Here is a 25,324-nt window from a genome sequence, read left to right as displayed (position 1 = left end):
GCGGACGGCGGCACAGGGACGGGGTCCTTCGGGTCGGTCAGCCTGGAGGTGCGGGCACGGTGCCCGCAGGGCACGCCCCAGCCGTGCCCTAAGCACCTAAGGAGAACCGTATGCGCAGGACGCTGGACATGTTGCGGGCGTGCCTCATTGTGGCCAGGCCCGGGCTGTGCGAGTCAGCCCCCCGGGCTCTTGTCGGGAGGAGGAGCAGACACGGCGAGGAGGGTATGGCGACTGCCGAGTACGCAATCGGCACCCTGGCGGCGGCTGCCTTCGCGGGCCTGCTCCTGGCACTGATCCGCTCCGGTAGCCTCACTGGGGCGCTGCAGGCCCTCATCGAGTCGGCCCTGTCCGTGGGCTGACGTGATGTGTGGCGTTTCCAGGGAGGTCGGCCCCGGGCTCCTCCGGCCCGGGGGTCAGAGAGAAAAATTGGTCCCGAGGTGGCGGGGGGAGGGAGGCATGGTGACTGCCGAGCTGGCGGTGTCCCTGCCTGCTGTCCTTTTTGTCCTGATTCTGACCCTGTTCGCGGTGAGCGCCGGCCTGACCCAGATGCGGGTGGCCGACGCCGCTCGGACTGCCGCCCGCCAGGCCGCCGTGGGTACCCAGGACGTGGAAGGCGCGGCCCGGGCAGTAGCGGACAGGGTGAGCCTGCGTGTCGAGACCGGTGAGCTGACGTGTGTCACCGCCTCTTGCCCCGTGTCCGGGCCGTTCGGGGTCCTGGGGCTGACAGTCACCTCCCGGGCCTGCGCCTACACCGAGCCGGGTGCCCTGTGAGGGCGGCCGTGCGGCTTCTCGGAGGGCAGCAGCCCGGGAGGTGCGGGCAGCCTCCTCCAGGGTCCTGGTCGGGACCGCAGCGGGAGTGCTGGGGAGTGCGTTGGTGGAGCTGGTGGAAGCGCTGGCAGGGGCTTCTCCGGCCCGTGGCGCCGCGTCGGCTCTACGAGGACGACCTCGGGGCGGGGACCGTGGTGGCCCTGGGGGTCGTCGGGGTGCTGCTGGTCCTGGCTCTCAGTGTCATCGGTCTCGCCCAGGCCCAGGCGGCCTCGGGCCGGGCGCGGACGGCTGCCGACCTCTCCGCGCTCGCGGGTGCCACGGTCGTCTCCTCGGTGACTGCGCCGGGAGATCCCTGCGACGTGGCCCAGCGGGTGGCCGGGGCCAACGGGGCTCGGCTGGGTGAGTGCACTGTCAGCGGGGAGGACGTGACCGTGAGCCTCACAGTGCCGGTGGAGGTGCTGGGAGTCCCTCGTCAGGCCTCGGCCCAGGCCCGGGCTGGCCCCGTCAATGCGCTCCCTGGCTCTTGAGCGCGCCTCTGGCTGCTGCCAGCATGGTGGCGACGCTCGGTGCAGGCATTTCTTCTGGTAGGGCCGCCCGGTTCTTGGGGCGGTCCTGCCAGAAGGTCACTCGTTACTCCTGACCCGTGTGCTGGTGAGGCTGCTGCGGCTGAGCGGGTGGTTGCTGGTCCTGGCTGGCAGCAGGCTGCTGGAGAGGTGGCGGGCCAGGCTGCGCGGAGGGTGCCGTCCCCGTCGTGGGTGGTTCCGGGCTGGCTGACGTCGCCTGGTGCCTCCTTCTGCGACGCAGGAGGACGCTGGCGGTCACAGCCCCGACCACGACCAGGAGGGCTGCCCCGCCCAGAGCCACCCACGGCAGCGGTGAGAAGGAGGAGTCCTCGGCCCGGGCGTGCAGCGTGCCCTCCTCCTCAAGAACGTCCGGCCAGGTGACGGAGCTCCCGTCGATCTCCGCGTTCCCTGAGGCCTCAGTCACTTCTCCCGGGAAGGTGATGGTGAGGCTGACGTCCATGGGTCCGTAGAACGACTCGATGGTCTCCCGGGAGGTCGTGCCGCGGTCGAGCTCGACGACGTAGCTGCCCTCCTCGTGAGAGACAGTCGTGCTGCCGTCCATTTCATCCAGGGGGACGTCGGCGCTGGTGATCTGGCAGGCGGGCTGGCCCTGGTGGTCGGTCCAGGTGAAGGTCGTCTCCTCGGCGGTGTCGGGGAGGGGGGTGGTGGCGCCCAGCATGTCGGACATTCCTTCCGCCGAGCAGTCCGTCTCCGACAGCGCGCTGTCCCACACTACGACCGAGGAGCGGACTGTGTCCGTGTCCCCGTCGATCGTCATGGTGATGTGAGCGTCGCAGGCGGCGAGAAGCAGCGCCGCAGGGGCAAGGAGCGAGGCCGCGGCATAGCGCAGGCGCATGGGGGAACGTCTTGTCATACCCGAATTCTTATAGGGAGAGGGCGCGCCCAGGCAAGCCCGTGATCTGCATCCGGGCGCCTGGGTGACAGGGTTCCACAGGGACGTAGCGCCCTGAGACCTCATTGACGCATGTTTGTTGCAGATTCTTTTCTCCGTACGTGCCCCGGCTTTCGCGGAGCACTCCCGGTCTTTCCCGCCAGCACCCCGGGGCCGTCCCGACTGAACCTCCCCTGGGTCACCCGTTTCCTCTCCCCGGGTCCCGCCTCTGTGCCCCCTGGCTGAGTCCCGGGTGCTCTTACTCACGCTGCCTTAGAGCCGGTGGTGCTGCCGTGTCGGCCGTAGGTCGTGGGCTGCCGCGGGTGCTGCCGTGCGGCGGGCGCAGTCATCCTGGTTTGGAGGACGCCGGAAGACCAGGTGACGCTGAGCCAGGTAGCTGGTGACGTAGACAGTGCTGTCTGCAAGGACCTTGGCCAGGCCCAGAGGTATCCCGATCCCGGTCAGGGTGAGCAGCAGCAGGTAGCTGGCGGCGACAAGGCTGCAGGCCAGGACGGCGTAGCGTGCCACGGTGCTTCTCACCGTTCCCTGCCCGGCCCCGAAGACCCGACGGTTCATGAGGTAGTTCGCGGCACCGCTGATCAGGCGCGCTGCTACCACCGGCCCCAGGAGACGACCGCTCAGCGCGTGAAGCACCATGACCATCAGCCAGTCGATACAAAACCCCGCCAGGGACGTGGCCGTGAAGGCCAGAAGCGGTGCGTAGACCCTGAACGAGTCACGCAGCGGCCTGAAGTGGCTGGAGGTGTTTCCCGGCTCGTAGACGGTGGCGATCTCCACCTGCTCCACGTCCAGGCCTAGCCTGTGCGCTCGCAGTAGCAAGGCCAGCTCGTACTCGTACCTGCTGCCGCCGACCTGCTGGAGCCAGGCCAGCTGTCCTGCCGGGTAGCCGCGTAGGCCGGTCTGGGTGTCGTGCAGCCTCCACCCATGCGCAGGGCCTCACCCTTGCCCCGGTTACGCGCCAGGGTGATGACGTGGGCGCCATGGGACCGGACGGTGGCAAAGACCTCGGCGTAGTCGGGGCCGGACCCGTCGTCCACGACGAGGACCGCGCAGCCGGAGCACCTGCGGAGCACCTGACGCACCAGGTCGGGGAGGCGGTGGTCCGGACGGTAGGCGGGGACCAGGACGACCAGAGTGGCTACCGGGGTCCGCTCTCCCTCCGGGCGCGGGTCCCGCTGCCGGTCCTGGAGGCGGGGGTCTCGGCCCGGCTGGGGGGAGGCCGGAAGCAGGCCTGCTGCCGCCTGCTGGGGGATGGTACGTGGGGCGGTGCACGGGGACGTGGGGGTTGGGGTCGTCATGGTTGTCGCAGCCATGTCATGAGCCATTGGCGATGTAGAGGATGTCCGAGGTGGCTCTCTCCCCTCCGTTGGAGGGCCGGTTGAGGACCGAGCCGTTGAGGTACAGGGTGGACGAGCCTCCTCCGTCGAGGTTGTAGGCGGCCTGGCACCCCAGGTCCACCATGATCTGGGCGAGTTCGGTCATGGTGACTCCGCGGGAGTAGCCTGGGTCCCTGCCGTCCACCACGACGAGCACGAGGTGGTTGGTCCCCACCCACCCCACTGCCGTGCGGGGCTGCTCGCCCTGGATGGAGTGGTTACCGACGTTGGTGTCCACCTCGACGGAGTCGATACCCGGCAGGACCGCGGCGTCCTTGACCAGGGCGGGACCGAAGGACAGCGTGTTCCACGCCCCTGCGGCCAGGAGCGTCTGGGCGTCGGTACTGGTCTCGTCATAGACCTCGGCGCGACCGTCGGTGTAGAAGACCATGCCGTCACGCGCGCCGCTGTCGCGGTAGACGGTGCCGTTGCGGATGAGGATCCCGTCGGTGCGGAAGCCGTAGTAGTCTCCGTTGACCGCCAGGACGGCGTTGTGCTGCGCAGCGATCTCGCTGGGCCTGGCGGTGATGTTGGTGCCGTAGGAGTTCTTGGCGAAGGCGCTGCGCAGGGTAGTGGCGTGGGACAGGCTGACGTCGGCGACGTAGTAGGTGACTGCCTGCGCCCCCGGACCCGGTAGTGACCTGGTGGGTCTCAATGCTGGTGGCGGAGGAGGAGTAGCCGGTCTCGGTCACGCTGACGGAGTCGGCGTTCACAGAGGCTCCGGAGGAGGTGACCGAGCTGCTGCGCGCCTCGTAGGCGGCGACGTCGTCGACTTCGACGTGATTGATGACAAAGCGGTTGAGAGCCCAGGTGCTGGCCCCTGTGGCGACCATGCCCAGGGCGGTGGCACCTCCCAGCAGGAAACGGCGACGTGCGTGCCTCCGGGGTGCCCGGGTGGGGGTCCGGGCTGCCTGTGGCGTGTCTTCTGGCGGGGTGGCTGGAGCGCTGTCAGGCGTGTCCGGGTCGGGGCCGTGCGGGTTGTTGTGCATGGCGCAACCCTGACGTTCAGGTGTGTGCCGCCCGTAGGTTCACCGTGTGCGTCTGCTGTGAGAGGAGGAGGCCGTAGCAGATCCTGACGGAGCCGGGGAGGTCGGGGAAGGAGGTCGCGAGCGAGGCGATGGGGAGAACCAGGTGCGGGGGTTGCGGGAGTGAGAGGCGTCATGCTCTGCGAGGCGGAATAGAACACCCGGTCCTAGAGTTGAGTCGGGCAGACTCAGAGATGATGTTGACAAGACCGCGCTCAACAACAATCATGAGCGCATGAGGCTCAACCTGCTGACGCCCTGCGTCAGACATGGTGGCCCGTGCTGACAACTTCACCCGACCTCATGCCCGAGCACCGGTTGCGAGGTCCTGTAGAGCCACCGGGCTCTACAGGCCGCACGCCGGGCAGGGCGCGACAAGAACAGTAAGGAGAGCCCGTATGGCACGCGCCGTCGGTATCGACCTGGGAACCACAAACTCTGCGATTGCCATCCTGGAGGGTGGTGAGCCCACCATCATCCCTAACGCTGAGGGCGGACGCACCACTCCGTCGGTCGTCGCCTTCTCCAAGTCTGGCGAGGTGCTGGTCGGTGAGGTCGCCAAGCGTCAGGCTGTCACCAACGTGGACCGGACCATCTCCTCGGTCAAGCGTCACATGGGCACGGACTGGTCCGTCACCATTGACGACAAGAAGTACACCGCCCAGGAGATCAGCGCCCGTATCCTGGCCAAGCTCAAGGCTGACGCGGAGTCCTACCTGGGGGAGTCCGTGACCAACGCCGTCATCACCGTCCCGGCCTACTTCAACGACGCCGAGCGCCAGGCCACCAAGGAGGCCGGGACCATCGCCGGGCTGACCGTGGACCGTATCGTCAACGAGCCGACTGCCGCTGCCCTGGCCTACGGGCTGGACAAGGGCAAGGAGGACGAGCTCATCCTCGTCTTCGACCTGGGTGGGGGAACCTTCGACGTCTCCCTGCTGGAGGTCGGCAAGGACGAGGACGGTTTCTCCACCATCCAGGTGCGTGCCACCAACGGCGACAACCGCCTGGGCGGTGACGACTGGGACGCCCGCATTGTCGACTGGCTGGTCAGCCAGGTGAAGTCCAAGAGCGGCGTGGACCTGTCCAAGGACAAGATCGCCATGCAGCGCCTGCGTGACGCGGCCGAGCAGGCCAAGAAGGAGCTGTCCTCGGCGACCTCCACGGACATCAACCTGCAGTACCTGTCCATGAGTGAGGCTGGTCCTGTCCACCTGGACGAGAGGCTCTCCCGCTCCCGCTTCGAGGAGATGACGGCCGACCTCATCGAGCGCACCAAGGTTCCCTTCCACAATGTCATCAAGGACGCCGGGGTCTCCCTGTCCGAGATCGACCACGTGGTCCTGGTCGGAGGCTCGACCCGTATGCCTGCGGTCACCGAGGTGGTGCGCGAGCTCACCGGCGGAAAGGAGCCCAACAAGGGCGTCAACCCTGACGAGGTCGTCGCTGTTGGCGCCTCCCTGCAGGCTGGTGTCATCCAGGGTGACCGCAAGGACGTCCTCCTCATTGACGTCACGCCGCTCAGCCTGGGCATCGAGACCAAGGGCGGGGTCATGACCAAGCTGATCGAGCGCAACACGGCCATCCCCACCAAGCGCAGCGAGGTGTTCTCCACCGCCGAGGACAACCAGCCCTCCGTCCTCATCCAGGTCTACCAGGGTGAGCGCGAGTTCGCCCGCGACAACAAGCCGCTGGGCACCTTCGAGCTGACCGGTATCGCCCCGGCGCCCCGGGGCATCCCCCAGATCGAGGTCTCCTTCGACATCGACGCCAACGGTATCGTCCACGTCTCCGCCAAGGACCGTGGCACCGGCAAGGAGCAGTCGATGACCATCTCCGGTGGCTCGGCGCTGCCCAAGGAGGACATCGACCGTATGGTCAAGGAGGCTGAGGCCCACGCCGAGGAGGACAAGAAGCGGCGTGAGGACGCCGAGACCCGCAACGCCGCCGAGCAGCAGGCCTACTCCATCGACAAGCTCCTCAAGGACAACAAGGACAAGCTGCCCGACGACGTCAGCTCCGAGGTCTCCGGTGCTGTCGAGGAGCTGAAGAAGGCCCTGGAGGGTGAGGACATCGAGCCCGTCAAGGCGGCCCAGGAGAAGCTGAGCACCGTCGCCCAGAAGGTCGGGGAGGCGCTCTACGCTGCTGACGCCGCCGCCCAGGCCGCCGGCAGCGAGGGCGAGGGCGCTGCGGGGGGCGCTTCCACGGGTACCTCTGGGCAGGATGAGGACATCGTGGACGCGGAGATCGTGGATGACGAGGACTCCAAGTGAGTGCCGCCGGTCCTGTGCCCGAGGGCGAGGGGGTCGACCCTGCGCTGGAGGCGGCTGTCGAGTCCGCCTTTGAGGATGTGCCCGAGGAGGTCCGTGACCGCCTCCAGGACGGGGCTGCCCCGGGGGGGGCGCCTGGGGCGCCAGAGGCCGGGGAGGAGGGCGCGCCGCAGGGGGAGGAGGCGCCCGCCCCCCTGAGCCAGGCTCGGGCCGAGGCCGCTCAGGCGGCCGAGGACCTGGCCCGGGCGCGGGCGGACCTCTACAACCTCCAGCAGGAGTACCAGGGCTTTGTGCGGCGCTCCCGCGAGGCTGCGGCCGGACACCGCGAAGCGGGTGCGGCCGGGGTCGTGGAGGCCCTGATCCCGGTCCTGGACGAGGTCGAGCTGGCTCGTCAGCACGGAGACCTGACCGGGACCTTCGAGACCACGGCCACCAAGCTGGAGGCGGTCCTGAGGGACAAGTTCTCCCTGGAGCGGTTCGGGGCGGAGGGTGAGGCCTTCGACCCCACTATCCACGAGGCGCTCATGGCCACAGAGTCCGAAGAGGTGACCGAGCCCACGATTATCCTGGTGCTCCAGCCGGGCTACCGGCTCGGGGAGCGCGTGGTACGTGCGGCACGCGTCCAGGTCGCCAACCCGGCCTGATCATGGTGCCGCCCCGGGCGGTGCACGTCACCGGCCTGTGGGGCTGCCGCCTCAGTGCGCCGCAGCCCCACAGGCCGCCCCCGGGGGCGGCCTGCCCCAGACACCTGTACCAGCTACTCACCTGGACGAGGAGGCGGTGAGACGATGGCCAGCCAGGACTGGATGACCAAGGACTTCTACGCGGTCCTCGGCGTGAGCAAGGACGCCGACTCCGCCCAGATCAAGAAGGCGTACCGGACCCTTGCCAAGAAGTACCACCCGGACCGCAACCCGGACGACGCCGTCGCTGCGGAGAAGTTCAAGGAGGTCGGAGAGGCCTACGCGGTGCTGTCCGACCCCAAGGAGCGCCAGCAGTATGACGCGATCCGCTCAATGGCAGGAGGGGGTGCCCGCTTCACCTCCGGCGCGGGTGGGGCCAGCGCGGGGGGCTTCGAGGACATCCTGTCCTCCATGTTTGGTGCCCAGGGCGGCAACGTCCGGTTTGAGACCGGTGGTGCGGGTCAGCCTGACCTGGACGACCTGCTGCGCATGTTCGGTGGCACTCCCAGCCCCACGCGCTCGGGCGGGCGCCCCGGCTCCTTCGGTTTCGGGGGCTTCGGGTCCCGGCCCTCGCCGACCAAGGGGCCTGACGTCCTGACCTCTGCCACCCTGAGCCTGCGTGACGCGGTGGCGGGCACGACCGTGGAGCTGACCGCGGACGGACGCACCATGACCGTCCGTATCCCTGCCGGGGTCCGGACGGGCAAGAAGATCCGGCTGCGGGGCAAGGGTCGTCCCGGTTCGGGCGGGGGCGAGAACGGCGACATGGTGGTGACCATCACGGTGGAGCGTCACCCTGTCTACTCCATCGACCCGACGGACAGCACCAACCTCCGCATGGACCTGCCGGTGACCCTGTCGGAGGCAGCGCTGGGTGCCACCGTGGAGGTCCCGCTCCTGGACGGGGGCACCTCCAGGGTCCGGATCAAGCCGGGCACCTCCTCAGGAACCGTGCTGCGCCTGAGGGGCAAGGGGGTCGCCGCGGAGCGCAGGACCGGGGACCTGCTGGTGACCGTCCAGGTGGCGGTCCCCAAGAAGCTGTCACGGGCGGCGCGCAAGGCGTTGGAGGCCTTTGACGAGGCCATGGGGGACACGGACCCACGAGCCACGCTCATGGAGGAGGCGTCCCGGTGACGGCCCGGCGCCGTGCTGGTCAGGGGCTCGGCTTCCTCGCCCGGGACGCGCAGGAGCGGGCCGTCTACGTGGTCTCGGTGGCTGCGGACCTGGCGGGGATGCACCCCCAGACGCTGCGCCAGTACGACCGCCTCGGACTGGTCAGCCCGGCGCGTACCCGTGGTCGGGGACGGCGCTACTCCCACCGTGACGTCGAGCGTCTGCGGCGTGTCCAGGCCCTCAGCCAGGAGGGGGTCAACCTGGAGGGGATCCGGCGCATCCTGGAGCTGGAGGCCCGTGTCGAGGCGCTGGAGGCGGACAACGCCCGGTACCGGGTCCGGGAGGCCGCTGTGCAGCGGATCTTTGCCGCCGCAGCCGATGGTGAGGTCCAGGTGGTGCCTCGTGGCCCTCGGGACCGCAGAGGCTCGGGTCCTCGGGGCGGCAGCACTGAGGACCGTCAACCTCTCTGAGCGGCATTCAGCTGAGGCTCTGAGCGGAATGCTTCATGACTACAGTGACGTGTAAGGTGGAGGTTCCTATCGTGAGGAACATCGCCAAGAACCTTCCCAGGAACCTTTCCAAGAACGTCGCCAAACACAAGGAGATCTCCGGTCATGACTCAGCCGACGAACCCGGACCACCCCCACGACAACCAGCCTGACAGCAACCCGCCTCACGACCAGCAGCCGGACGCCGGGGCGCAGGGCGCACCGGGTGCGAGCAGCGCCCCGCAGGCCTCTGGCTCCCAGCCCCCGCAGCAGCCGTACCCCGGTGCCCCGGGGACGCCGGGCGCCTACAGCGCCCCGCAGCCCTCGGGTCCCTCCGCCCCCTCGGGCGCCTCTGCCGCCTACGGTGCTGCCCCCTACGGTGCTGCCCCCTACGCTGCTGCCCCCTACGCTGCTGCCCCGGCAGCTCCCGGTCAGCCCGGCCAGGCCTACCCCGGCTACGGCGCCCCGGCTGCGCGGTCGGGGGGCTTCTTCGCCTCACTGTTTGACATAAGCTTCACCCGCTACGTCACTATCACCTGGGCCAGGGTGGTCTACGTCCTGTGGATCATCATGGTGGTCGCCATGTGGCTCATCTGCGCGGTCGCCATCGGCTCTGGCGGGGGGTCTCGCGGGGGCTACCACGGCTACGGCTCCTACGCGGCCTCGCACGCAGCCTTCAACCCGGGAGCCTTCCTCCTGGCACTGGTCCTGGGGCTCATCCCCGCCTTCCTGCACATCCTCGGCGCACGCATGGTCCTGGAGTTCATCGTCGCCGTGATCCGCACGGAGAACAACACTCGCTGGCTGCGCGGGCCTCAGTCCTGAGGAGGACTGCACCGGGCACGTCTCCTCCTGTGGGAGGGTCTGTGGCCGCCTGAGCCCACACTAGGGTGGCAGGCATGAGAGTGACGACATCCTTCACACGCGGTGTGCGCTATCCAGCACCTGACGTGGCGCGCGGGTTCATGCTCCTGCTCATCGCGGTCGCCAACGTGCCCGTCTGGGCGGGGACTGTCTTTGGCCAGCCGGACCCCAGTGCCCAGGGCCTCCAGGGCGGGCAGATCTCCTCGGTGGACTCCGCGTGGGTTTTTGTCCGGGCACTGGTGGTCGACCACCGCTCCTACCCGCTGTTTGCCATGCTCTTCGGGTTCGGCCTGGTCACCATGGTCAACCGTCGGGTCGCCTCCGGTGCCCGGACCTACCTGGACTCCGTCACCGGGGGCCAGCCGGACCTGGCCACGCCCGCCCAGGTGGCGTGGGCGCAGGAGCAGGCTACGGTGGACGCGCGCCGTCTTGTGCGCCGCCGGGGCTGGTGGATGATCCTGTTCGGCGCTGTCCACGGCATCTTCTTCTTTGGTGACATCATCGGGACCTACGGGCTCATCGCCGTCGTCTTTGCCGGCTGGCTGACCCGCAAGCGCTGGAGGGACGCGCTCATTGTCGGTCTGGTCATCGCGGCCCTGTGCGCGCTGGCCATGCTCTACGCGGGCTGGATCATGACGGGTGGGCTCGAGCAGCTGGGCGTGGACATGGACAGTGCCGAGGTCCAGGCTGGCACCGACGTCCTGGCGAGCATCCCCTGGTTTATCAGTAATATCATGATGTGGGCCGGGGGCACCGTGTCTGCCGTCTTCCTCTCCATGGCGGTTCCGGCGGCCTTCATCGGTGCCCGCCTGGCCGACACCGACCTGCTGTCCCACCCCGAGCGCCACCGCAGCAGGCTCGTGACCGTCGGCGCGGCTGGTATGGGGATCGGCGTCCTGGGCGCGCTGCACTCGGGGCTGGTTGGCGCGGGGTGGGCGCAGCCCTTCCTCCTGGACGAGGCCGCGACCTACGTGACCGGCCTGGCCGGTGCCTGCGGCTGGCTGGCCCTGCTGGCGCTCTACGCTGGCGGCCCCACTCCTGACGGGACCCTGCACGGCCTGCGGCGCATGGCCTCGGCGGTGGGGCGACGCTCCATGACCGCCTACCTGAGCCAGACGGTCCTCTTCCTCCTCATCTTCGTGGTGGTGCCTGCGGTGCTGGGCACCGAGCTGGTGGTGGGGCCAGCCACTGCGGGCATGATCGCCGTCGCCGTGTGGCTGGTGACCGTGGTGGTCTGCGTGCTGCTGGAGAACGCGGGACGTCCTGGCCCCTTTGAGGTCGCCCTGCGTACCGCCGTGGCGCGCAGCGCGCGGCCCCGGGCTGCTGTCCCGGCACCCGGGCAGGAGGCGTGGTCTCCCGCCGGGGCGGTCGGAGCCTGAGGGCCTGTTGCCCGGTCGGTGACCGCTGCCTCACAGCCCGGTGACGGCGCGGGTGGTGCGAGCGCCTCTCACGGTGGTACGGCCTGCAGCCGGGGCGCGAGCGGCCCGGGCGCGGCAGGCACAACCAGGGCGGACACACTGCGGGGTGGGGCACGGCCGCACCGTGCCCCACCCCGCAGTGTGTCCCGAATGTGCCCGGTGGCAGCCCGTGCGTCCCCGGTAGGCTGTCGACGCCGGAAGTGACGTCGGGTCGGGGCGTCTGCCGGGAGCCAGGGCGGGCGTCAGCGGATGCTGCCAGCGATGTCCTGGACCAGCTCCTCGGTGCGCTCGGCGCTTGAGGTAGTGACAGTGATGACGGCGTAGCCGCCGTCGCTGGTCGGAGCGATGAGGACCTCGCCCTGGGCGGGGTTGTCCGGGTTCGTGTAGGAGCCGGTGGCGGCCTCCCCGTTGGGTGTGTCCACAGTCCCGTACTGGGTCAGCTCAAGGCCCTGCTGGGCGAGGAAGTTGGTGACCTCCTCCTCGGTGGGGGGCTCGGTGTTGGAGTACACCCCTGGCTCGACGTTGACGTTCTCCGCGAAGTTGTTCTCGTCCGGCTCAGCGGCCCGGTAGAAGAGGTCCAGGGCCTCGATCTGCTGCTGGATGGTGGCGAGGTCGCTGCCCTGGGCCTCCGCGATGGCCTGAAGCTGCTCGTCGGAGTAGGCCTTGAAGTCCTCCCAGCCCTCCGGCACGGCCAGGGAGATCCCTGCCGTGGGCGCCTCCACCTCCTGGTAGCCCTCGGGGACCACCGCCTCGGCGTCCTCGGAGGAGCTCGCGGAGGCGTCCTCGGTAGAGTCCTCGCTCGCCGCAGACTCCTCAGCGTCTGTGCTCTCCTGACCCTCCTGGTCCGCCGTCTCCTCGCTTGCCGCAGCGGTCTCCTCTGCGGCAGCCCCGGTCTCCTCCTCAGAGCTGCTGCCGGCGCAGCCTGCCAGGGCCAGGGCGGCGCTGACCGCGCCGACTGCTACTGCTGTACGGATACGTGCTCGCATATGAGTTCCTCCTGGGTATTGGGTGCCGTTAACGATACGTGATCTTGTGTACGTCGGCTTGGAGGCCGGTGGGGGCGCATCCCACATCGAACTCAAGGGTTGAGCGGAATAGACTCAACTCTGATTGGGTTGGGGTGGTCAGAGCTCTCCCGGTCACGAGGCCGGGACCGACACGTCCTCACCACGCATCCTCACCACACGTCCTCAAGGAGGTCCCCATGGACACCAGCTACACCACCAAGTCCCAGGAGGCGATCGCGGGCGCCATGCAGGCTGCCGCCGCAGCGGGCAACCCCCAGATCGAGCCCGCCCACCTGCTCACCGAGCTCCTCACCCAGGAGGGCGGCGTCGCGGCAGCACTCCTGGAGGCCGTCGTCACGGACCCGGCCGCCCGACAGGGAGTAGGTGCCGCCACCCGGCGCATCCTCAGCCAGCTGCCCGCCTCCTCCGGCAGCTCGGTGGCCCAGCCCCAGCCCTCCCGCACCCTGCTGGCAGCCCTTGACGCCGCCAGCACGCAGGCGCGCGAGCTCGGGGACGACTACGTCTCCACCGAGCACCTCCTCATCGGCATCGCCGCAGGCACGGTCACGCCTGGCACCTCGGGGACCACCGCCAAGGTCCTGTGCGACGCCGGTGCCACCCCGCAGGCGCTGCGCGAGGCGCTGCCCCAGGTGCGCGGTGACGCGCGGGTCACCTCAGCCAACCCGGAGGGCACCTACAAGACCCTGGAGAAGTACGGGACCGACCTGACCGAGGCGGCCCGGGAAGGCCGCCTGGACCCCGTCATCGGTCGTGACACCGAGATCCGCCGCGTGGTCCAGGTCCTGAGCCGACGCACCAAGAACAACCCCGTCCTCATCGGTGAGCCAGGCGTGGGCAAGACCGCCGTCGTCGAGGGGCTGGCCCAGCGCATCGTCGCCGGGGACGTGCCCGAGTCGCTGACCGGCAAGCGCCTCATCGCCCTGGACCTGTCCGGGATGGTGGCCGGGGCCAGGTACCGTGGCGAGTTCGAGGAGCGCCTCAAGGCGGTGCTCAAGGAGATCAAGGACTCCGACGGCGAGGTCATCACCTTCATCGACGAGCTGCACACCGTGGTGGGCGCGGGGGCAGGCTCCGAGAGTGCCATGGACGCGGGCAACATGCTCAAGCCCATGCTGGCCCGTGGCGAGCTGCGGATGGTGGGTGCCACCACCCTGGACGAGTACCGCGAGCGCATCGAGAAGGACCCCGCCCTGGAGCGGCGCTTCCAGCAGGTCTTCGTCGGTGAGCCCAGCGTGGAGGACACCGTCGCCATCCTGCGCGGCATCGCTCCCAAGTACGAGGCGCACCACCAGGTGACCGTCTCCGACGGGGCGCTGGTGGCCGCCGCCACCCTCTCCGACCGCTACATCACCGGCCGCCAGCTGCCCGACAAGGCCATCGACCTGGTGGACGAGGCCGCCTCGCGCCTGCGCATGGAGCTGGACTCCAGCCCTGTGGAGCTCGACGAGCTGCGCCGCCGGGTGGACCGGATGCGGATGGAGGAGTCCTACCTGGAGGAGTCCGTGGGCCAGGACGACGCGGACCCGGCTGCTGCGGAGCGCCTGGAGCGCCTGCGCGGCGAGCTGGCCGACGCCACCGAGCAGCTCACCGCCCTCAACGCCCGCTGGGAGGCGGAGAAGGCCGGCCACAACAAGGTCGGAGAGCTGCGCGCCGCCCTGGACGAGATGCGCACCAGGGCGGACCTGGCCGAGCGCGAGGGCCGCTTCGAGGAGGCGGGCCGCCTGCGGTACGGCGAGATGCCGGGGCTGGAGCGCCAGATCCGGGAGGCCGAGGCCGACGACGCCCAGCAGCAGGCGGGCTCCAGCGAGCCTATGATCGCCGAGAAGGTGGGGGCCGGAGAGATCGCCGAGGTCGTGGCCTCCTGGACCGGCATCCCCGTGGGGCGACTCCTCCAGGGGGAGACGGAGAAGCTCCTCACCATGGAGGAGGTCATCGGGCAGCGCCTTATCGGCCAGCACGCCGCCGTGTCCGCAGTGGCCGACGCCGTGCGGCGCTCCCGGGCAGGCGTGTCCGACCCGGACCGCCCCACTGGCTCCTTCCTCTTCCTGGGACCCACGGGCGTGGGCAAGACCGAGCTGGCCAAGGCGCTGGCGGAGTTCCTCTTCGACGACGAGCGCGCCGTCGTGCGCATCGACATGTCGGAGTACTCCGAAAAGCACTCTGTGGCGCGCCTGGTGGGTGCTCCTCCCGGGTACGTGGGCTACGAGGAGGGCGGCCAGCTCACCGAGGCCGTGCGCCGTCGCCCCTACTCGGTGGTCCTGCTCGACGAGGTGGAGAAGGCCCACCCGGAGGTCTTCGACATCCTCCTGCAGGTCCTCGACGACGGACGGCTCACCGACGGCCAGGGGCGCACGGTGGACTTCCGCAACGTCATCTTGGTGCTCACCTCGAACCTGGGGTCGCAGTTCCTCATCGACCCGATCCTGTCTCCCCAGGAGAAGCGCAACGAGGTCATGAGCGTGGTGCAGGCCTCCTTCAAGCCAGAGTTCCTCAACCGGCTGGACGACACGATCGTCTTTGACTCCCTGACCAGGGAGGAGCTGGCGGGCATTGTCGACATCCAGCTGGAGCGCATGACCGAGCGCCTGGCCAGCCGTCGCCTGTCGTTGCGGGTGACCGAGGCCGCCCGGGCCTGGCTGGCGGACGAGGGCTACGACCCGGCCTACGGGGCGCGGCCGCTGCGCCGTCTGGTCCAGCGTGAGATCGGGGACCGCCTGGCCCGCATGATCCTCGCCGGTGAGGTCCTTGACGGCCAGGACGTGGTGGTGGACCGGCTCCCGGGGGAGACGGGACTGAGCCTGCGGGCCGAGGGGGAGGCCGCGCGCTCGGCCCCCTCAGCGCCCTCCGCCAGTTCGGCGCTGTGAGCCGGGGGCGACGTGGGTGGATGCCGGTGGCGGGGTGGCGCAGGCCCGTACGGCGTTCGCCGTCGGTGGAGCCGGTGGTCGGCATGGCGCTGATGTAGCCGAGCCGACCGCCGGTGCGGTCGAACCTGCGCACGACCAGGACGTTGCGCCCTCCCACGCGGGTGAGCCGTCGCCGGGGCACGCGGATCCCGGCGAGGTGTGCCAGGTCGAGCGCTGTGGCCTCCCAGGCCATGACGTCCCACTGGTCGTTGCTGTGCGGGAACTTGGCGATCGCGAGGCTGTCGTCCTCCAGCCGCGCGGACGCCTTTGGCCGGGCACCGCCCAGCCCCATGGTCCCCGTGTCCAGGAACTGCTTGACGGCGGCTGACGAGTCGTCACCTGAGGCCAGGTCGTCGAGTCTCCTGGAGGTCCTTCCCTCCTCGCGGGTGTGAGCGCGCTCTGCTTTCTCCATGAGGTTGCGGCCCCACCGGTCCGGGGCGCTGTCAGCGAAGGCCGGTACGAGCCCGTTGTGGTACCGGGAGCCCGCTACCAGCGGAAGAACGGGTCGATAACCGTGCCGCCGTTGGCGAGAGAGGTGGGGTCGTGGAGAAACGTCGTGGAGACCCGGCCACGGGTGCGGGTCACGTGTGCCTGGCCAACCAGCCGGGTACGTTCGGCCTCCTCGGCGAGCACCTCGACGGTGGTCACCGTGCCCGCCTCTTTGTCAGGCTCCCTGCTCGCAGGCGGCCAATGTCGCTGCTGAGCGGGTCGAGCGCCTCGACGGCCTGGTCAAGCACTCCCAGGGCGCGCAGCACCTGCGCAACCTTGCCAAAGCTGACCGAGGGGTCCCCGGTCTCGATCTTGCGCAAGGTGTCCCGCGTGGTACCAGCGCGCTCGGACACCTGCTGAGCGGTCAGTCCCAGGACCATGCGCCAGCCCCGTACGTGCTCACCGAGCTCGCTCAGCTGTCGGTCGATCCGGTAGCCGGCCATGTTCTTCTCCTTGTGCGGATATCGGTTCTCCAATGACGAGCATAGTAGTCTGACCGTGGCGTTGTGGCGGAGATTCTCGCCGTAGGAGGGCGGTGCCCCGGCTGGGGCTGTCTGCTGGCGCAGGGTGGCTGCGGCGTGCTGCTGGTGCGGAGACGAGGTTGCACATCTTCGGATGCCTGGTGGTCGCCCGGGGTGGAGGTCGGCTTGCCTGTTGAGGCTGAGCCAGGTTTAGAGATCCGCATGTTTCTGTGGGTTGCGGCAAGGTCAGTGCGTGGGGAGCGGAGGCTGCCATCCCGGGGTCCCTTGCGGTGCAGGCTCCATGATGTGCAGCAGAGTGCCTGGTGCACATCATGGGACCGGTGATGGTGTATGACCCGGGTGGTGGGCGGGTCGTTTTCCGCAGAATTGCGGGGGAGTCCGCGCCTCGCTGCGGCCAAAGATGTGCAGCCCCATACAGCAGCCAGCTAAGACAGGAGAGCTAGGGCAGGACCGTGTCCTTTTTCCGTGGGACGCCATGCCTTGGGCGTGTGTGCCGCTGCGGGTAGGGGCTTGTCGGTGTCGGTCCGGCTCCGGTGTGCTCCGGCTGGAGGGGTGGCTGAGGGTCGGTGGGGGCGGGTGTGTGGGTCGGGTCTTAGCGGCCTCTTATCGGCCTAGGTCGTGGTTGTGCTTCCGGTTTCTGGTGGGGGGCTGGGTGGGCTGGGGGGCCGTCTGGGTGGCTTGGGTGGTGATCCTGGCCAGGACCTCCTCGCGGGTCAGGGGCCGGGGTGGCTGGTCCGGCCTGGCTGGGGTGGCGCCCGTCTGGGGTGGCTGGCCTGCTTGGGGCGGCTGGGACGGCCAGGGTGGCCTGCTCCAGGACCGTGGCCACGGGCCTGCCCTGGCCGCCGATGGAGGAGCTGACCGCCCCGTGGCCCAGGGAGGGCCACCCCTCGGTGGTGGTGGCGGGCTGGGAGGGGCCGTAGGTGACCTGGTCGGACTCGTGGAGCACCACCAGCGCCCGGTCCACCTCAGCCGTCCTGGCGCGCGCGTCCTCCCGGGAGAGGTGGTGCACGTGCACCAGGTCGCCCACGACCTTGTCCATGAAGAGTTTTTTATCGTTGCGGGTGCTGGTGGAGGTGGGTTGGCGGCCCTGTGCCCTGTAGGCGCGGATGCCCTCCAGCAGGCGCTGCGCGCTGAGCAGGGACAAGGCGGAGAGCTGTCGGTCGAGCTGGCGGGTGAACTCCCTGGCCAGCTCCTGGGTGGAGTGGTGGTGGCCGGTGTGGAAGAACACCTCCACCGGCACCCGCGAGTGCCACCCCAGCGGGCTGGCCGGGGCAGCCACGGCCCCCTCCCACACCAGCACGCCCCTCCCACCCGCTCGGCCCGGGGTGAACATGTCAGACGCCACCAAGGCGGTACCCGCGCCCCCGCCACCGCCGTGGCCAGGGACCTGACCACCACCACCGCTGTGGTCGGGGGCCGGGCCACCACCACCGCTGTGGCCGGGGGCAGCGCCACCACCGGGCACACCGCCGCGGCCTGCGGGACCAGCAGTGGCGGTGGTGGGGTGGGTGGGCGCCCGCGCCTGAGCCAGCGGGGCCGGCCCCGCCAGCGCCCGGCCCCCACGACCCCACCCCCGGCCCGCCGGGGCCACCAGCACTGCCCGGGCCGCCCGCCCCCTCGTCGCTGCCGCTGCCGCCGGTGGCTCCGTTGCCCCGGTTGGGGTCGGCGCCTGCGGCGATGCTGGCGGCGACCTCGGCCGTGGCGGCGGAGAAGTCGGGGCCCAGGACGTGGTCCTGGGCCTGGGCAAGGAAGACCAGGTGCTCGACCACCCACTCGGCCCTGCTCACCCTCATAAACCCAGCCGTACCCGCATCCGCACCACCACAGCGCAGGTGTCTCAGGCAGCCACGTGGAAGCAGCGGGGTGGTCTCTTCGTGGTTCTGGGACGCGGTCCGCATGTGTATTGAGTGAGCGCAGCAAGCAACGATTATGGAAGGCGGAAGCCATGCTCGAGTTCGTAGACCTCGTTTCCCTCTGGGGCGACTTCGTCACCACCGCTGAGAGCGTCGCCGGCGCAGACGGACTGTTCACCGTCCTTGCTCGTACCGGCACGATCCCCCTCGTCCTCGCCGTCGGCTCCTGGGCACTCCAGAGGCGCCGGGGCGGGCAGGTCATCAAGGGGCGGCGCAGCACAGTCACGCTCGGCGCCCTCATCGCAGCCCTGACCCTGGCCGCGCCCAGGGTCGTCATCCCAGTCGCCCTGCTCATGCTACAGACCCTGGTGAACCTGGTTATCGCGCTCTTCAACCTGACTGGTAGTGGCGGCTGAGGGGGCAACCCGCGTCAGGCGGAGCGCGCGCTGTGGTGGATGGTGCCCGTGCCTGAGAGGTCGAGAGACAGGCACGTCAAGGCCAGCAGGGACACGGGGTAACGGCCCGGCAGGTGGGCGGTGAGCGAGGCCCGGCAAGTGAGCGAGTTGTTGAACGCGATCGCTCGCCTGGTCCGGGCCGCTGGTGTCCGTGTTGACGCCCTCGGCAGGTGGCTCAGCTGAATCACCAGCATCGGGGACCCACCCGGGATACAGCCAAGTGACTCCCCACCAGTATGTGCTACAGGCGACGGGGGCGTCAACGGCTCGAGGGTGCCCTCCCCTGGTATGCCCGCGAGGGGGCGGTGCCAGGACCCGGCCCCGTCCGGTCCGCCCCTGCCGACAGTTTGCGGGGTCGGGGTACGTCGTGCGAGGTCCGGGTGGTCGCAAGGCGCACCCCGGGTTCGTACAGCGGTTATCAGCGTGTCCTGGCGGCTGCCTGGCGTGCTGGCTCCGGAGTGGCCTGCGCTGGCTGGAGGGGCGGCTGAGGGTCTGTGGGGTGGGTGCGGGTGTGTGGGCGGGCCTAGCGGCCCAGGCCTTGGATGCGTGTGCGGTTCCTGGTGGGGGTCTGGGCCTGGTGCGGGGCTGCCGGGTCCTCGGGGGACGTCGGCGGCGACCCCGCTGGGGGTTCACAGTGGTGTCCTGGGGTGGTCAGCCAGTGCTGGTGCGGGAACGCTCCTCGTGCGGAGCCGCGAGGAGCGTTCCCGCACCAGCAATAAGGTGAAACTATGATGAATAGTTTCAAAGGGGGAAATTGCGTGGCCTTCACGAGATTCCCTAATTTTACCCACGCATCACTAAGTAGGCCTACCTCTAAATAGGGCCGGATGCTGCCTGCTTCTACCTCGACGGCTCAGGCGACGGGAGCCACCGGCGCCAGCTGACGGGCGTCTGTCACGCCGTTGGCGGCGGCGTTGTTGTTGTGGTTGTTGGCGACGTCCGTGGCGCCCGCCGCCAGGGCGTCCTCAAAGGCCATGAGCTTGGGCCTGAACTCCTCCCAGGCCGCCCGGAAGGCCTCCGCGTTGGGGCTCTCCCACACGGCGGAGGCCAGGGAGGAGTCCGTGGTGGTCTGGATGTCGTGGCACAGCTGGACGTTGTTGCTCAGGGTGTCGTAGAGCGCTGCCAGCGTGTCAAGGTCCGCCTGCAGGGACATGTCGGTGCTCCTTTGCTCGGTTGGTGGTCGGTCCGTGGGCGCGAGGACGCCTCGTGGTGCGCGCTGCTGCCGGGAGGTGCCAGGGCTGTGGGCCGCAGCTGGCTGGCAGCGCCCTGTAGTCGCGTTGCCACGCGCACCATGTCACAGGAGGGTGACGTTTCGCAAGGGTGGGTGTCAAGCAAAAAGTATAGTCATCGTCACACCCGCATCTGCCCCGCCAAAATCACGTCTGAGTTACGGTGCTGCCGGTATTTACTCAGCGACTGAGAGGTTTCTGCCCCATGGCCCAGCCCCAGGACGAACGAGGTCAGCGTCGCTTAGTGCGTGGCCTTCAGGGCGCGGGACCCGTGCGTGTCGGCCAGGGTGGTGGCGCGGCTCGCCTGCCCTCCGCGCCGCGCGAGCGGCGCCCGGCGCTGGCCGCGCTGGCCGTGTTGCTCATTCTCGGAGGTGCGCTGCTTGCTGGGATGCTGGCGCTGCGGATGGGGCAGCGCACAGAGGTGCTGGCCGCTGCCGTCACCATTGAGGCCGGGCAGGTCATCACCCAGGACGACCTGGCCTCCACGCTTGTCGCCTCCGACCTGGGCACTCTGGTCCGCCTCGATCAGGCGGAGCAGGTTATCGGCCAGACCGCGCGGGTGGAGATCAGCCAGGGACAACTGCTGGACACCTCTCAGGTCGCTGAGGACCCCCTCCCCGGGGAGGGGAGGCAGGTCGTCGGCGTCGCCCTGGAGGCGGGCCGTTTCCCGGCCACCGGCCTCAGCCCGGGGGACGTGGTTGACGTCGTTGACGTCAACGGCCGCGACGTCGTCGTCTCCGGTGCGCAGGTGCTGGATGCTGTGCCGTCCTCGGGGACGGAGGGGGAGTGGACCTCCGGGGCTGTCGTCTCCGTCATCGTTGACGCCGAGGACGCGGTCGAGCTGTCCGCCTCCGCCGCCGCCGGGGACATCGCCGTTGTCGTCACCGCGCCCGGCCGTCCCATCGGGGAGGACTGATGCTGGTCGCGATGGCCTCGGCCAAGGGGTCACCGGGAGCGTCCACCAGCGCGCACGTGCTGGCCGCCGTGTGGCCGCGGCAGGTCCTGCTGGCCGAGCTGGACCCCGTCGGCTCGGACCTGGCCTACCGGACCCGGACCCGTGAGGGTGCTCCTCCGGACGGGGACCGTGGGGTCGTCTCCCTGGCGGTCGCCCTGCGGCGCGACCCGGGTACACGGCTCCAGGACCACTTGACTGTCCTCGACGGGGGACTGGAGGCCTTGGTCGGGCTGTCGCGGCCTGACCAGGCCGCAGCGATCGGTGCCGGGTGGTCGGCCCTGGCCACCAGCCTCCGGGGGAGCGAGGGCGCCGGAGAGGCTGGAGCGGGCGCCGGGGGCGGCCGGGACGTGGTCGCCGACGTCGGCAGGATCGGCCCGGGCGTGCCCAGCCTGGGGGTGGCACTGACAGCCGACCTGACGGTCCTGGTGACCCGCCCCGGGGTAGAGCACTACGGCCACCTGCGTGAGCGCCTGGCCTGGCTCCGGGAGGAGACCGCTAGTCGCATGGGACCTGCCGCCCTGGGCGTGGTGCTGATCGCGCCGTGGAGGTCCCGTCACGAGGGAGCGGACCTGGCCCGCCTGCTCCAGGCTAGCGGCCTGGAGGTCCCCGTCCTGGGGGTCCTGGCCGAGGACGCCGCCGCAGCCGACGTCCTGGCGGGGCGCCGTCAGCGCCCCCTGGGCCGCAGCCTGCTGGTGCGCTCGGCGCGGGCACTGGCCTCCTCCATGTTGTCAATGTCCTCGACGGCTTCCACGGCTTCCATGGCCTCTGCGCCCGCTGCGCCCTCCCCGGCGTCCCCGGCCTCCGAGGCCGGGGCAACGACGGACGGAGCCCGCGCATGAGCCCCCACGGCCTTAGGGACACCGCCATCAGTTCTGTCATGACCGCCGGTGCCATCGGCGTGACCGGCAGGACCGGTGCTGCGGACACGGTGCCCGCAGGCGCCGGGGGGAGGGTGACGGACCAGGCCCTGGTGCGTGACATGCGTGAGGAGGTCGCCGACCTGCTGGCGCAGCAGCGGCGCGATGACGACGCCTCCGGTGTCCCGCCCATGACGCCGGAGGACGAGAGGCAGCTCGCCCGGGCGCTGATCGGGCGGGTCCTGGAGGAGCACGCCCGCTCCGAGGTCGCCGCCGGGCGGACCCCGATGACCGCGCAGGAGGAGGAGCAGGTCTCCCAGGGCATCCACGCCGCGCTGTTCGGCGTGGGGCGCCTCCAGCCGCTGCTGGAGGACCCGCAGGTGGAGAACATCGACATCAACGGCTGTGACAACGTCTTCATCCAGTACGCGGACGGCCGGGAGCAGCGGGGCGAGCCGGTGGCTGACTCCGACGAGGAGCTCGTCGAGCTGGTCCAGGTGCTCGGCTCCTACTCTGGTCTTGCCTCCCGGCCCTTCGACTCCGCCAACCCCCAGCTGGACCTGCGCCTGCCCGACGGCTCCCGTCTGTCGGCGGTGATGGAGGTCTGCTCCCGGCCCGCCGTCTCTGTGCGGCGCTCCCGCCTGGACCGGGTGGGCCTGGACGAGCTTGTGGGCCTGGGGACGCTGACCCCGCGCCTGGCGGCCTTCTGCTCGGCTGCGGTGCGCGCCCGCAAGAACATCATGATCGCAGGGGCCACCAACGCGGGCAAGACCACCTTCCTGCGTGCCCTGGCCAACGAGATCCCGCCCGGTGAGCGTCTGGTCACCGTGGAGCGGGCGCTGGAGCTGGGCCTGGGAGAGTTTGCCGACCTCCACCCCAACGTGGTCGCCTTTGAGGAGCGGCTGCCCAACTCCGAGGGCTCCGGCGCCATCTCGATGGCGGACCTGGTGCGCCGCTCCCTGCGCATGAACCCCTCCCGGGTCATCGTCGGGGAGGTGCTGGGCGACGAGATTGTCACCATGCTCAACGCCATGAGCCAGGGCAACGACGGCTCCCTGTCCACCATCCACGCCAACTCCTCCTCGGAGGTCTTCAACCGGATCGCCACCTACGCCATCCAGTCCGCCGAGCACCTGCCGCAGGAGGCCACCAACCTGCTCATCGCCGGGGCGGTGGACTTCGTCATCTTCCTCATCCGCGAGAACCGCTTCTCCCAGGGAGGCAGCCTGCGCCGCTACGTGGCCTCCGTGCGGGAGGTCAACGGCGTGGACGGGCGGGTGCTGTCCAGCGAGGTCTTCGCCGACGACGGATCGGGCACCGCCCAGCCAGCCGCACCTGTCGCCTGCGCGGGCGACCTGATGGAGGCCGGGTACGACCCGGCCGCCTCCTATGCGCAGGAGGCGGTATGAGCAGCGAGACGGTGGTGGGTGTCGCGGTCCTGTGCGGGCGCTGATCGGGGGAGGGTTGTTCCTCCTGGTCGGCTACCTTGTGGGCGCCGACCTGCGGCCTGCCAGGGTGAGTGGTTCCGTGGCGTCGCCCGCAGGCCTGGCCGGGCTGTCCCGCCGTGTCCTCCTGGCCGCAGGCGCCGGGGCGGCTGTCCTGGTGCTCACGCGCTGGGTGGTGCTGGCTGCGGCGGCGGCCTGCCTGGTGGGGGTGTGGCCGCTGCTGTTCGGCGGGGCCAGGCAGGAGAGGCTGGCAGCTGCCAGGATCGAGGCGCTGGCCACGTGGGCGGAGTCGCTGAGGGACACCATCGCCGGGGCGGTGGGCCTGGAGCAGGCTATCCCCGCCACCGTCCACGCCGCCGCCCCGGTCATCCGCCAGGACCTGGCCCTCCTGGCGGACCGCATGCGGGTGCGGGTTCCTCTTCCTACGGCGCTGCGCCAGCTTGCCGACGACCTCGACGACCCCACCGCCGACCTCATCGTGTCCGCCCTCATCATGAACGCCCGCCTGCGCGGGCCGGGGCTGCGCCAGCTGCTCGGCGCCCTGGCGGACACCGCCCGTGCCGAGCTGGACATGCGTCAGCGCGTGTCGGCGTCCCGCGCTGGGACCCGTCGCTCCGCCCAGATCGTCATCATCTTCTCCGTGGTGGTGATGCTGGGGCTGGCCCTGTTCAACCGGAGCTTTGTGGCCCCCTACGAGTCCGCCCAGGGCCAGCTGGTGCTCCTGGTGGTCGTCGGTCTGTTCGCTGCCGGGATGCTGTGGATGCGCCGCCTGTCCGGGGTCCGGCTGCCCCGGCGGTTCCTGACCGTGACCGCTGGCCAGGACGGGGGTGAGCGCACGTGATCACCTGGGTCCTCCTGGGCGGGGCGCTCAGCGGGGCGGGCCTGCTGCTCCTGCTCCTGGTCCTGCTGCCTCCTGCCGTCCAGCCGGCTGCCGGGCTGGCCGAGCTGGACACGCGGCGTGACCAGGAGCGGCTGCGCCGCGACGTGCGTCGCCTCGGCCCCGGGGAGGTCGCGCTGCCCGAGTGGGTGGACGTGCTGGGTATCCGCGCCGCCGCCGTGGTCCGGCGGCTGGGCACCGACCTGTTCTCCCTCAACGCGGACCTGGCCGTGGTGGGGCGCTCCCTGGAGCGTCACCTGGTGACCTCCGTGCTGGTGGGCCTGGGTGCCCTAGTGGCCCCGCTCCTGGTCGTCGGCCTCATGCAGCTGATGGGGGTGCCCCTGGGCTGGTCCGTCCCCGTGGTCGTCAGCCTGGTGCTGGGCCTGGCGGGACTGGCGCTGCCCACGCTGCGCCTGCGCAGCCAGGCCGAGGAGGCCCGCAGGGACTTCCGCCACGTGGTGGGCTCCTACCTGGATCTGGTCTCCATGTCCCTGTCGGCGGGGCGCGGCGTGCCCGAGGCGCTGGACGCCGCCTCCGCCCTGTGCGACGACCCGGCGATCGTGCGTATCCGTGACGCCCTGGCCGTGGCCCGGCTGCGCGGGGAGACCCCCTGGGCAGCCTTGGGCCAGCTGGGTACCCAGTTGCGCATTGACGAGCTGCGGGACCTCTCCGCCGCCCTGGCTCTGGTGGCGGAGGACGGGGCCAAGATCCGCGAGTCGCTGGCGGCACGGGCCTCCAGCATGCGCCGCAGGGACCTGGCCGACGCTGAGAGCAGGGCAGGAGAGGGCTCTGAGTCCATGCTCGTGGCCCAGCTCGTCATCGCCATGGGGTTCATCGTGTTCCTCGTCTACCCGGCGCTGAGAGGAATTATGGGCAGCACCTTGTGACACCGTCAGTACCCGGACCGCCCCGGGAAGAGGCGCCCCGGAAGGACAGCACCGGAAAGACGCTCCAGAAAGACAGTCCAGAAGACGGCACAGAAAAGACGGCACAGAAACACGACACAGAAAGAGAGGGCAACCCATGCTCCAGCTGCTGTGCACGCTCCAGGTGGTCGCGCAAGGCCTGCGTGACCACCTCACCCAGACCGCCCGGCACCTGCCCGACGACGACAGGGGCGTGTCCACCGTTGAGTGGGTCATCATCACCGGGTTCCTCATCGTGCTGGCCGCCGTGGTGGGGCGAGCCATCTACGCCATGGTTGACGGCGCTTCCAGCAACCTGCAGCTGCCCTCCCTCACCTGAGGCAGGCGCTCGGAAGCGCTCGATC

Annotated in this window: 27 protein-coding genes and 2 pseudogenes; 18 read left to right on the top strand and 11 right to left on the bottom strand. The window is 70.0% G+C overall.

The genetic code is table 11. From position 1 onward, the window contains the following. The first annotated feature begins 110 nt into the window (after nt 1-110). The 3 genes from CWS50_RS11705 (at nt 111) to CWS50_RS11695 (ending at nt 1,295) form a co-directional block, all read left to right on the top strand. Nucleotides 111-359, top strand: coding sequence for a DUF4244 domain-containing protein (locus CWS50_RS11705; RefSeq protein ID WP_127842933.1), 249 nt, complete (start codon nt 111-113; stop codon nt 357-359). A 97-nt stretch (nt 360-456) separates the two neighbouring features. Next, entirely contained in the window at nt 457-771 is a 315-nt protein-coding gene (locus tag CWS50_RS11700; RefSeq protein ID WP_127842932.1) for a TadE family type IV pilus minor pilin, read from the top strand. 143 nt (nt 772-914) lie between these two features. Next, nucleotides 915-1,295 (top strand): Rv3654c family TadE-like protein, encoded by a 381-nt coding sequence (locus tag CWS50_RS11695; RefSeq protein ID WP_127842931.1) that lies wholly within the window; start codon nt 915-917, stop codon nt 1,293-1,295. Between the two features lie 103 nt (nt 1,296-1,398). Here CWS50_RS11695 and CWS50_RS11690 read toward each other — a convergent pair whose 3' ends face one another. From CWS50_RS11690 to CWS50_RS11680, 4 genes and pseudogenes are all read right to left on the bottom strand, one after another. After that, nucleotides 1,399-2,205 carry an LppM family (lipo)protein gene (locus CWS50_RS11690; RefSeq protein ID WP_127842930.1) on the bottom strand — a complete coding sequence of 269 codons (807 nt, stop codon included), beginning with the start codon at nt 2,203-2,205 and terminating at the stop codon, nt 1,399-1,401. Nucleotides 2,206-2,496: 291 nt separating this feature from the next. Beyond that, nucleotides 2,497-3,030 carry a GtrA family protein gene (locus tag CWS50_RS13985; protein ID WP_306821221.1) on the bottom strand — a complete coding sequence of 178 codons (534 nt, stop codon included), beginning with the start codon at nt 3,028-3,030 and terminating at the stop codon, nt 2,497-2,499. Nucleotides 3,031-3,038: 8 nt separating this feature from the next. Further along, the gene (locus CWS50_RS13980) at nt 3,039-3,557 is read right to left on the bottom strand and encodes a glycosyltransferase (protein WP_306821220.1); all 519 of its coding nucleotides are present in this window, start codon (nt 3,555-3,557) and stop codon (nt 3,039-3,041) included. A 1-nt stretch (nt 3,558) separates the two neighbouring features. Continuing rightward, nucleotides 3,559-4,609: pseudogene (locus tag CWS50_RS11680) on the bottom strand (phosphodiester glycosidase family protein). A gap of 434 nt (nt 4,610-5,043) precedes the next feature. On the opposite strand from CWS50_RS11680, the gene dnaK reads away from it, so the two are divergent. The 6 genes from dnaK (at nt 5,044) to CWS50_RS11650 (ending at nt 11,442) form a co-directional block, all read left to right on the top strand. Further along, nucleotides 5,044-6,918, top strand: coding sequence for a molecular chaperone DnaK (gene dnaK, locus CWS50_RS11675; RefSeq protein WP_127842929.1), 1,875 nt, complete (start codon nt 5,044-5,046; stop codon nt 6,916-6,918). Further along, a complete protein-coding gene (grpE, locus tag CWS50_RS11670; RefSeq protein ID WP_127842928.1) occupies nt 6,915-7,559 on the top strand; it encodes a nucleotide exchange factor GrpE in 645 nt (214 codons plus the stop codon). The genes dnaK and grpE overlap by 4 nt, the downstream gene beginning before the upstream one ends. A gap of 144 nt (nt 7,560-7,703) precedes the next feature. Continuing rightward, nucleotides 7,704-8,732 carry a DnaJ C-terminal domain-containing protein gene (locus CWS50_RS11665; protein WP_127842927.1) on the top strand — a complete coding sequence of 343 codons (1,029 nt, stop codon included), beginning with the start codon at nt 7,704-7,706 and terminating at the stop codon, nt 8,730-8,732. Next, nucleotides 8,729-9,181: a heat shock protein transcriptional repressor HspR gene (locus tag CWS50_RS11660; protein WP_127842926.1), complete on the top strand. Its 453-nt coding sequence runs from the start codon at nt 8,729-8,731 to the stop codon at nt 9,179-9,181. The genes CWS50_RS11665 and CWS50_RS11660 overlap by 4 nt, the downstream gene beginning before the upstream one ends. A 144-nt stretch (nt 9,182-9,325) precedes the next feature. Further along, entirely contained in the window at nt 9,326-10,024 is a 699-nt protein-coding gene (locus CWS50_RS11655; RefSeq protein ID WP_127842925.1) for a DUF4282 domain-containing protein, read from the top strand. A gap of 74 nt (nt 10,025-10,098) precedes the next feature. Further along, nucleotides 10,099-11,442: a DUF418 domain-containing protein gene (locus CWS50_RS11650; protein WP_127842924.1), complete on the top strand. Its 1,344-nt coding sequence runs from the start codon at nt 10,099-10,101 to the stop codon at nt 11,440-11,442. 281 nt (nt 11,443-11,723) lie between these two features. Here the strand turns inward: CWS50_RS11650 and CWS50_RS11645 are convergent, their stop codons facing one another. Beyond that, nucleotides 11,724-12,467, bottom strand: coding sequence for a hypothetical protein (locus tag CWS50_RS11645; protein ID WP_127842923.1), 744 nt, complete (start codon nt 12,465-12,467; stop codon nt 11,724-11,726). Nucleotides 12,468-12,685: 218 nt separating this feature from the next. On the opposite strand from CWS50_RS11645, the gene clpB reads away from it, so the two are divergent. Further along, on the top strand, nt 12,686-15,373 hold the full coding sequence (clpB, locus tag CWS50_RS11640) for an ATP-dependent chaperone ClpB (RefSeq protein WP_127842922.1): 2,688 nt from the start codon (nt 12,686-12,688) through the stop codon (nt 15,371-15,373). A 124-nt stretch (nt 15,374-15,497) separates the two neighbouring features. On the opposite strand, the pseudogene CWS50_RS13700 reads toward clpB, so the two are convergent. Further along, nucleotides 15,498-15,644, bottom strand: a pseudogene (locus CWS50_RS13700) (type II toxin-antitoxin system HipA family toxin); the annotation flags it as partial. On the opposite strand from CWS50_RS13700, the gene CWS50_RS13695 reads away from it, so the two are divergent. Next, nucleotides 15,589-15,804, top strand: a complete 216-nt coding sequence (locus CWS50_RS13695; RefSeq protein WP_243118330.1) for a hypothetical protein — start codon at nt 15,589-15,591, stop codon at nt 15,802-15,804. The pseudogene CWS50_RS13700 and the gene CWS50_RS13695 sit on opposite strands and share 56 nt — an antisense overlap. Before the next feature lie 94 nt (nt 15,805-15,898). Here CWS50_RS13695 and CWS50_RS13690 read toward each other — a convergent pair whose 3' ends face one another. From CWS50_RS13690 to CWS50_RS11620, 4 genes are all read right to left on the bottom strand, one after another. Next, nucleotides 15,899-16,060: a hypothetical protein gene (locus tag CWS50_RS13690; RefSeq protein WP_243118329.1), complete on the bottom strand. Its 162-nt coding sequence runs from the start codon at nt 16,058-16,060 to the stop codon at nt 15,899-15,901. Next, nucleotides 16,057-16,344, bottom strand: coding sequence for a helix-turn-helix domain-containing protein (locus tag CWS50_RS11630; protein WP_127842921.1), 288 nt, complete (start codon nt 16,342-16,344; stop codon nt 16,057-16,059). The genes CWS50_RS13690 and CWS50_RS11630 overlap by 4 nt, the downstream gene beginning before the upstream one ends. A gap of 631 nt (nt 16,345-16,975) precedes the next feature. Further along, nucleotides 16,976-17,728: a polymorphic toxin type 15 domain-containing protein gene (locus CWS50_RS11625; protein WP_127842920.1), complete on the bottom strand. Its 753-nt coding sequence runs from the start codon at nt 17,726-17,728 to the stop codon at nt 16,976-16,978. After that, nucleotides 17,718-18,176, bottom strand: coding sequence for a hypothetical protein (locus CWS50_RS11620; protein ID WP_127842919.1), 459 nt, complete (start codon nt 18,174-18,176; stop codon nt 17,718-17,720). The genes CWS50_RS11625 and CWS50_RS11620 overlap by 11 nt, the downstream gene beginning before the upstream one ends. A 152-nt stretch (nt 18,177-18,328) precedes the next feature. Between CWS50_RS11620 and CWS50_RS11615 the strand changes: the two genes are divergently transcribed. After that, nucleotides 18,329-18,652, top strand: a complete 324-nt coding sequence (locus tag CWS50_RS11615; protein ID WP_127842918.1) for a hypothetical protein — start codon at nt 18,329-18,331, stop codon at nt 18,650-18,652. 892 nt (nt 18,653-19,544) lie between these two features. On the opposite strand, the gene CWS50_RS11610 is transcribed toward CWS50_RS11615, so the two are convergent. Next, the gene (locus CWS50_RS11610; protein ID WP_119835563.1) at nt 19,545-19,844 is read right to left on the bottom strand and encodes a hypothetical protein; all 300 of its coding nucleotides are present in this window, start codon (nt 19,842-19,844) and stop codon (nt 19,545-19,547) included. A gap of 281 nt (nt 19,845-20,125) precedes the next feature. Between CWS50_RS11610 and CWS50_RS11605 the strand changes: the two genes are divergently transcribed. The 6 genes from CWS50_RS11605 to CWS50_RS11580 all read left to right on the top strand — a co-directional run bounded on the left by CWS50_RS11605 (nt 20,126) and on the right by CWS50_RS11580 (nt 25,299). Continuing rightward, on the top strand, nt 20,126-20,836 hold the full coding sequence (locus CWS50_RS11605; protein WP_127842917.1) for an SAF domain-containing protein: 711 nt from the start codon (nt 20,126-20,128) through the stop codon (nt 20,834-20,836). Next, nucleotides 20,836-21,714, top strand: a complete 879-nt coding sequence (locus CWS50_RS11600; RefSeq protein WP_243118328.1) for a CpaE/TadZ family protein — start codon at nt 20,836-20,838, stop codon at nt 21,712-21,714. The genes CWS50_RS11605 and CWS50_RS11600 overlap by 1 nt, the downstream gene beginning before the upstream one ends. Further along, nucleotides 21,711-23,141 carry a TadA family conjugal transfer-associated ATPase gene (locus tag CWS50_RS11595; RefSeq protein WP_243118327.1) on the top strand — a complete coding sequence of 477 codons (1,431 nt, stop codon included), beginning with the start codon at nt 21,711-21,713 and terminating at the stop codon, nt 23,139-23,141. Before CWS50_RS11600 ends, CWS50_RS11595 begins: the two co-directional genes overlap by 4 nt. Before the next feature lie 31 nt (nt 23,142-23,172). Further along, complete coding sequence (locus tag CWS50_RS11590) at nt 23,173-24,018, top strand: type II secretion system F family protein (protein ID WP_243118326.1); 846 nt, start codon at nt 23,173-23,175, stop codon at nt 24,016-24,018. Beyond that, nucleotides 24,015-24,941 (top strand): type II secretion system F family protein, encoded by a 927-nt coding sequence (locus CWS50_RS11585; protein ID WP_127842915.1) that lies wholly within the window; start codon nt 24,015-24,017, stop codon nt 24,939-24,941. Before CWS50_RS11590 ends, CWS50_RS11585 begins: the two co-directional genes overlap by 4 nt. 136 nt (nt 24,942-25,077) lie before the next feature. After that, entirely contained in the window at nt 25,078-25,299 is a 222-nt protein-coding gene (locus CWS50_RS11580) for a hypothetical protein (RefSeq protein ID WP_127842914.1), read from the top strand. Nucleotides 25,300-25,324: the final 25 nt, after the last annotated feature.

This window comes from Actinomyces wuliandei (assembly GCF_004010955.1).
Taxonomy (GTDB): Bacteria; Actinomycetota; Actinomycetes; order Actinomycetales; family Actinomycetaceae; genus Actinomyces; species Actinomyces wuliandei.
This window is presented reverse-complemented; position numbering and strand designations above follow the sequence as displayed.

Excerpts from the sequence above, each read along its gene's own strand:
- CWS50_RS11705 (WP_127842933.1), top strand. The coding sequence starts at position 111 with ATGCGCAGGACGCTGGACATGTTGCGGGCGTGCCTCATTGTGGCCAGG.
- CWS50_RS11700 (WP_127842932.1), top strand. The coding sequence starts at position 457 with ATGGTGACTGCCGAGCTGGCGGTGTCCCTGCCTGCTGTCCTTTTTGTC.
- CWS50_RS11690 (WP_127842930.1), bottom strand. The coding sequence starts at position 2,205 with ATGACAAGACGTTCCCCCATGCGCCTGCGCTATGCCGCGGCCTCGCTC.
- CWS50_RS13980 (WP_306821220.1), bottom strand. The coding sequence starts at position 3,557 with ATGGCTGCGACAACCATGACGACCCCAACCCCCACGTCCCCGTGCACC.
- dnaK (WP_127842929.1), top strand. The coding sequence starts at position 5,044 with ATGGCACGCGCCGTCGGTATCGACCTGGGAACCACAAACTCTGCGATT.
- CWS50_RS11665 (WP_127842927.1), top strand. The coding sequence starts at position 7,704 with ATGGCCAGCCAGGACTGGATGACCAAGGACTTCTACGCGGTCCTCGGC.
- CWS50_RS11655 (WP_127842925.1), top strand. The coding sequence starts at position 9,326 with ATGACTCAGCCGACGAACCCGGACCACCCCCACGACAACCAGCCTGAC.
- CWS50_RS11650 (WP_127842924.1), top strand. The coding sequence starts at position 10,099 with ATGAGAGTGACGACATCCTTCACACGCGGTGTGCGCTATCCAGCACCT.
- CWS50_RS11645 (WP_127842923.1), bottom strand. The coding sequence starts at position 12,467 with ATGCGAGCACGTATCCGTACAGCAGTAGCAGTCGGCGCGGTCAGCGCC.
- clpB (WP_127842922.1), top strand. The coding sequence starts at position 12,686 with ATGGACACCAGCTACACCACCAAGTCCCAGGAGGCGATCGCGGGCGCC.
- CWS50_RS11630 (WP_127842921.1), bottom strand. The coding sequence starts at position 16,344 with ATGGCCGGCTACCGGATCGACCGACAGCTGAGCGAGCTCGGTGAGCAC.
- CWS50_RS11620 (WP_127842919.1), bottom strand. The coding sequence starts at position 18,176 with ATGAGGGTGAGCAGGGCCGAGTGGGTGGTCGAGCACCTGGTCTTCCTT.
- CWS50_RS11615 (WP_127842918.1), top strand. The coding sequence starts at position 18,329 with ATGCTCGAGTTCGTAGACCTCGTTTCCCTCTGGGGCGACTTCGTCACC.
- CWS50_RS11610 (WP_119835563.1), bottom strand. The coding sequence starts at position 19,844 with ATGTCCCTGCAGGCGGACCTTGACACGCTGGCAGCGCTCTACGACACC.
- CWS50_RS11605 (WP_127842917.1), top strand. The coding sequence starts at position 20,126 with ATGGCCCAGCCCCAGGACGAACGAGGTCAGCGTCGCTTAGTGCGTGGC.
- CWS50_RS11600 (WP_243118328.1), top strand. The coding sequence starts at position 20,836 with ATGCTGGTCGCGATGGCCTCGGCCAAGGGGTCACCGGGAGCGTCCACC.
- CWS50_RS11595 (WP_243118327.1), top strand. The coding sequence starts at position 21,711 with ATGAGCCCCCACGGCCTTAGGGACACCGCCATCAGTTCTGTCATGACC.
- CWS50_RS11580 (WP_127842914.1), top strand. The coding sequence starts at position 25,078 with ATGCTCCAGCTGCTGTGCACGCTCCAGGTGGTCGCGCAAGGCCTGCGT.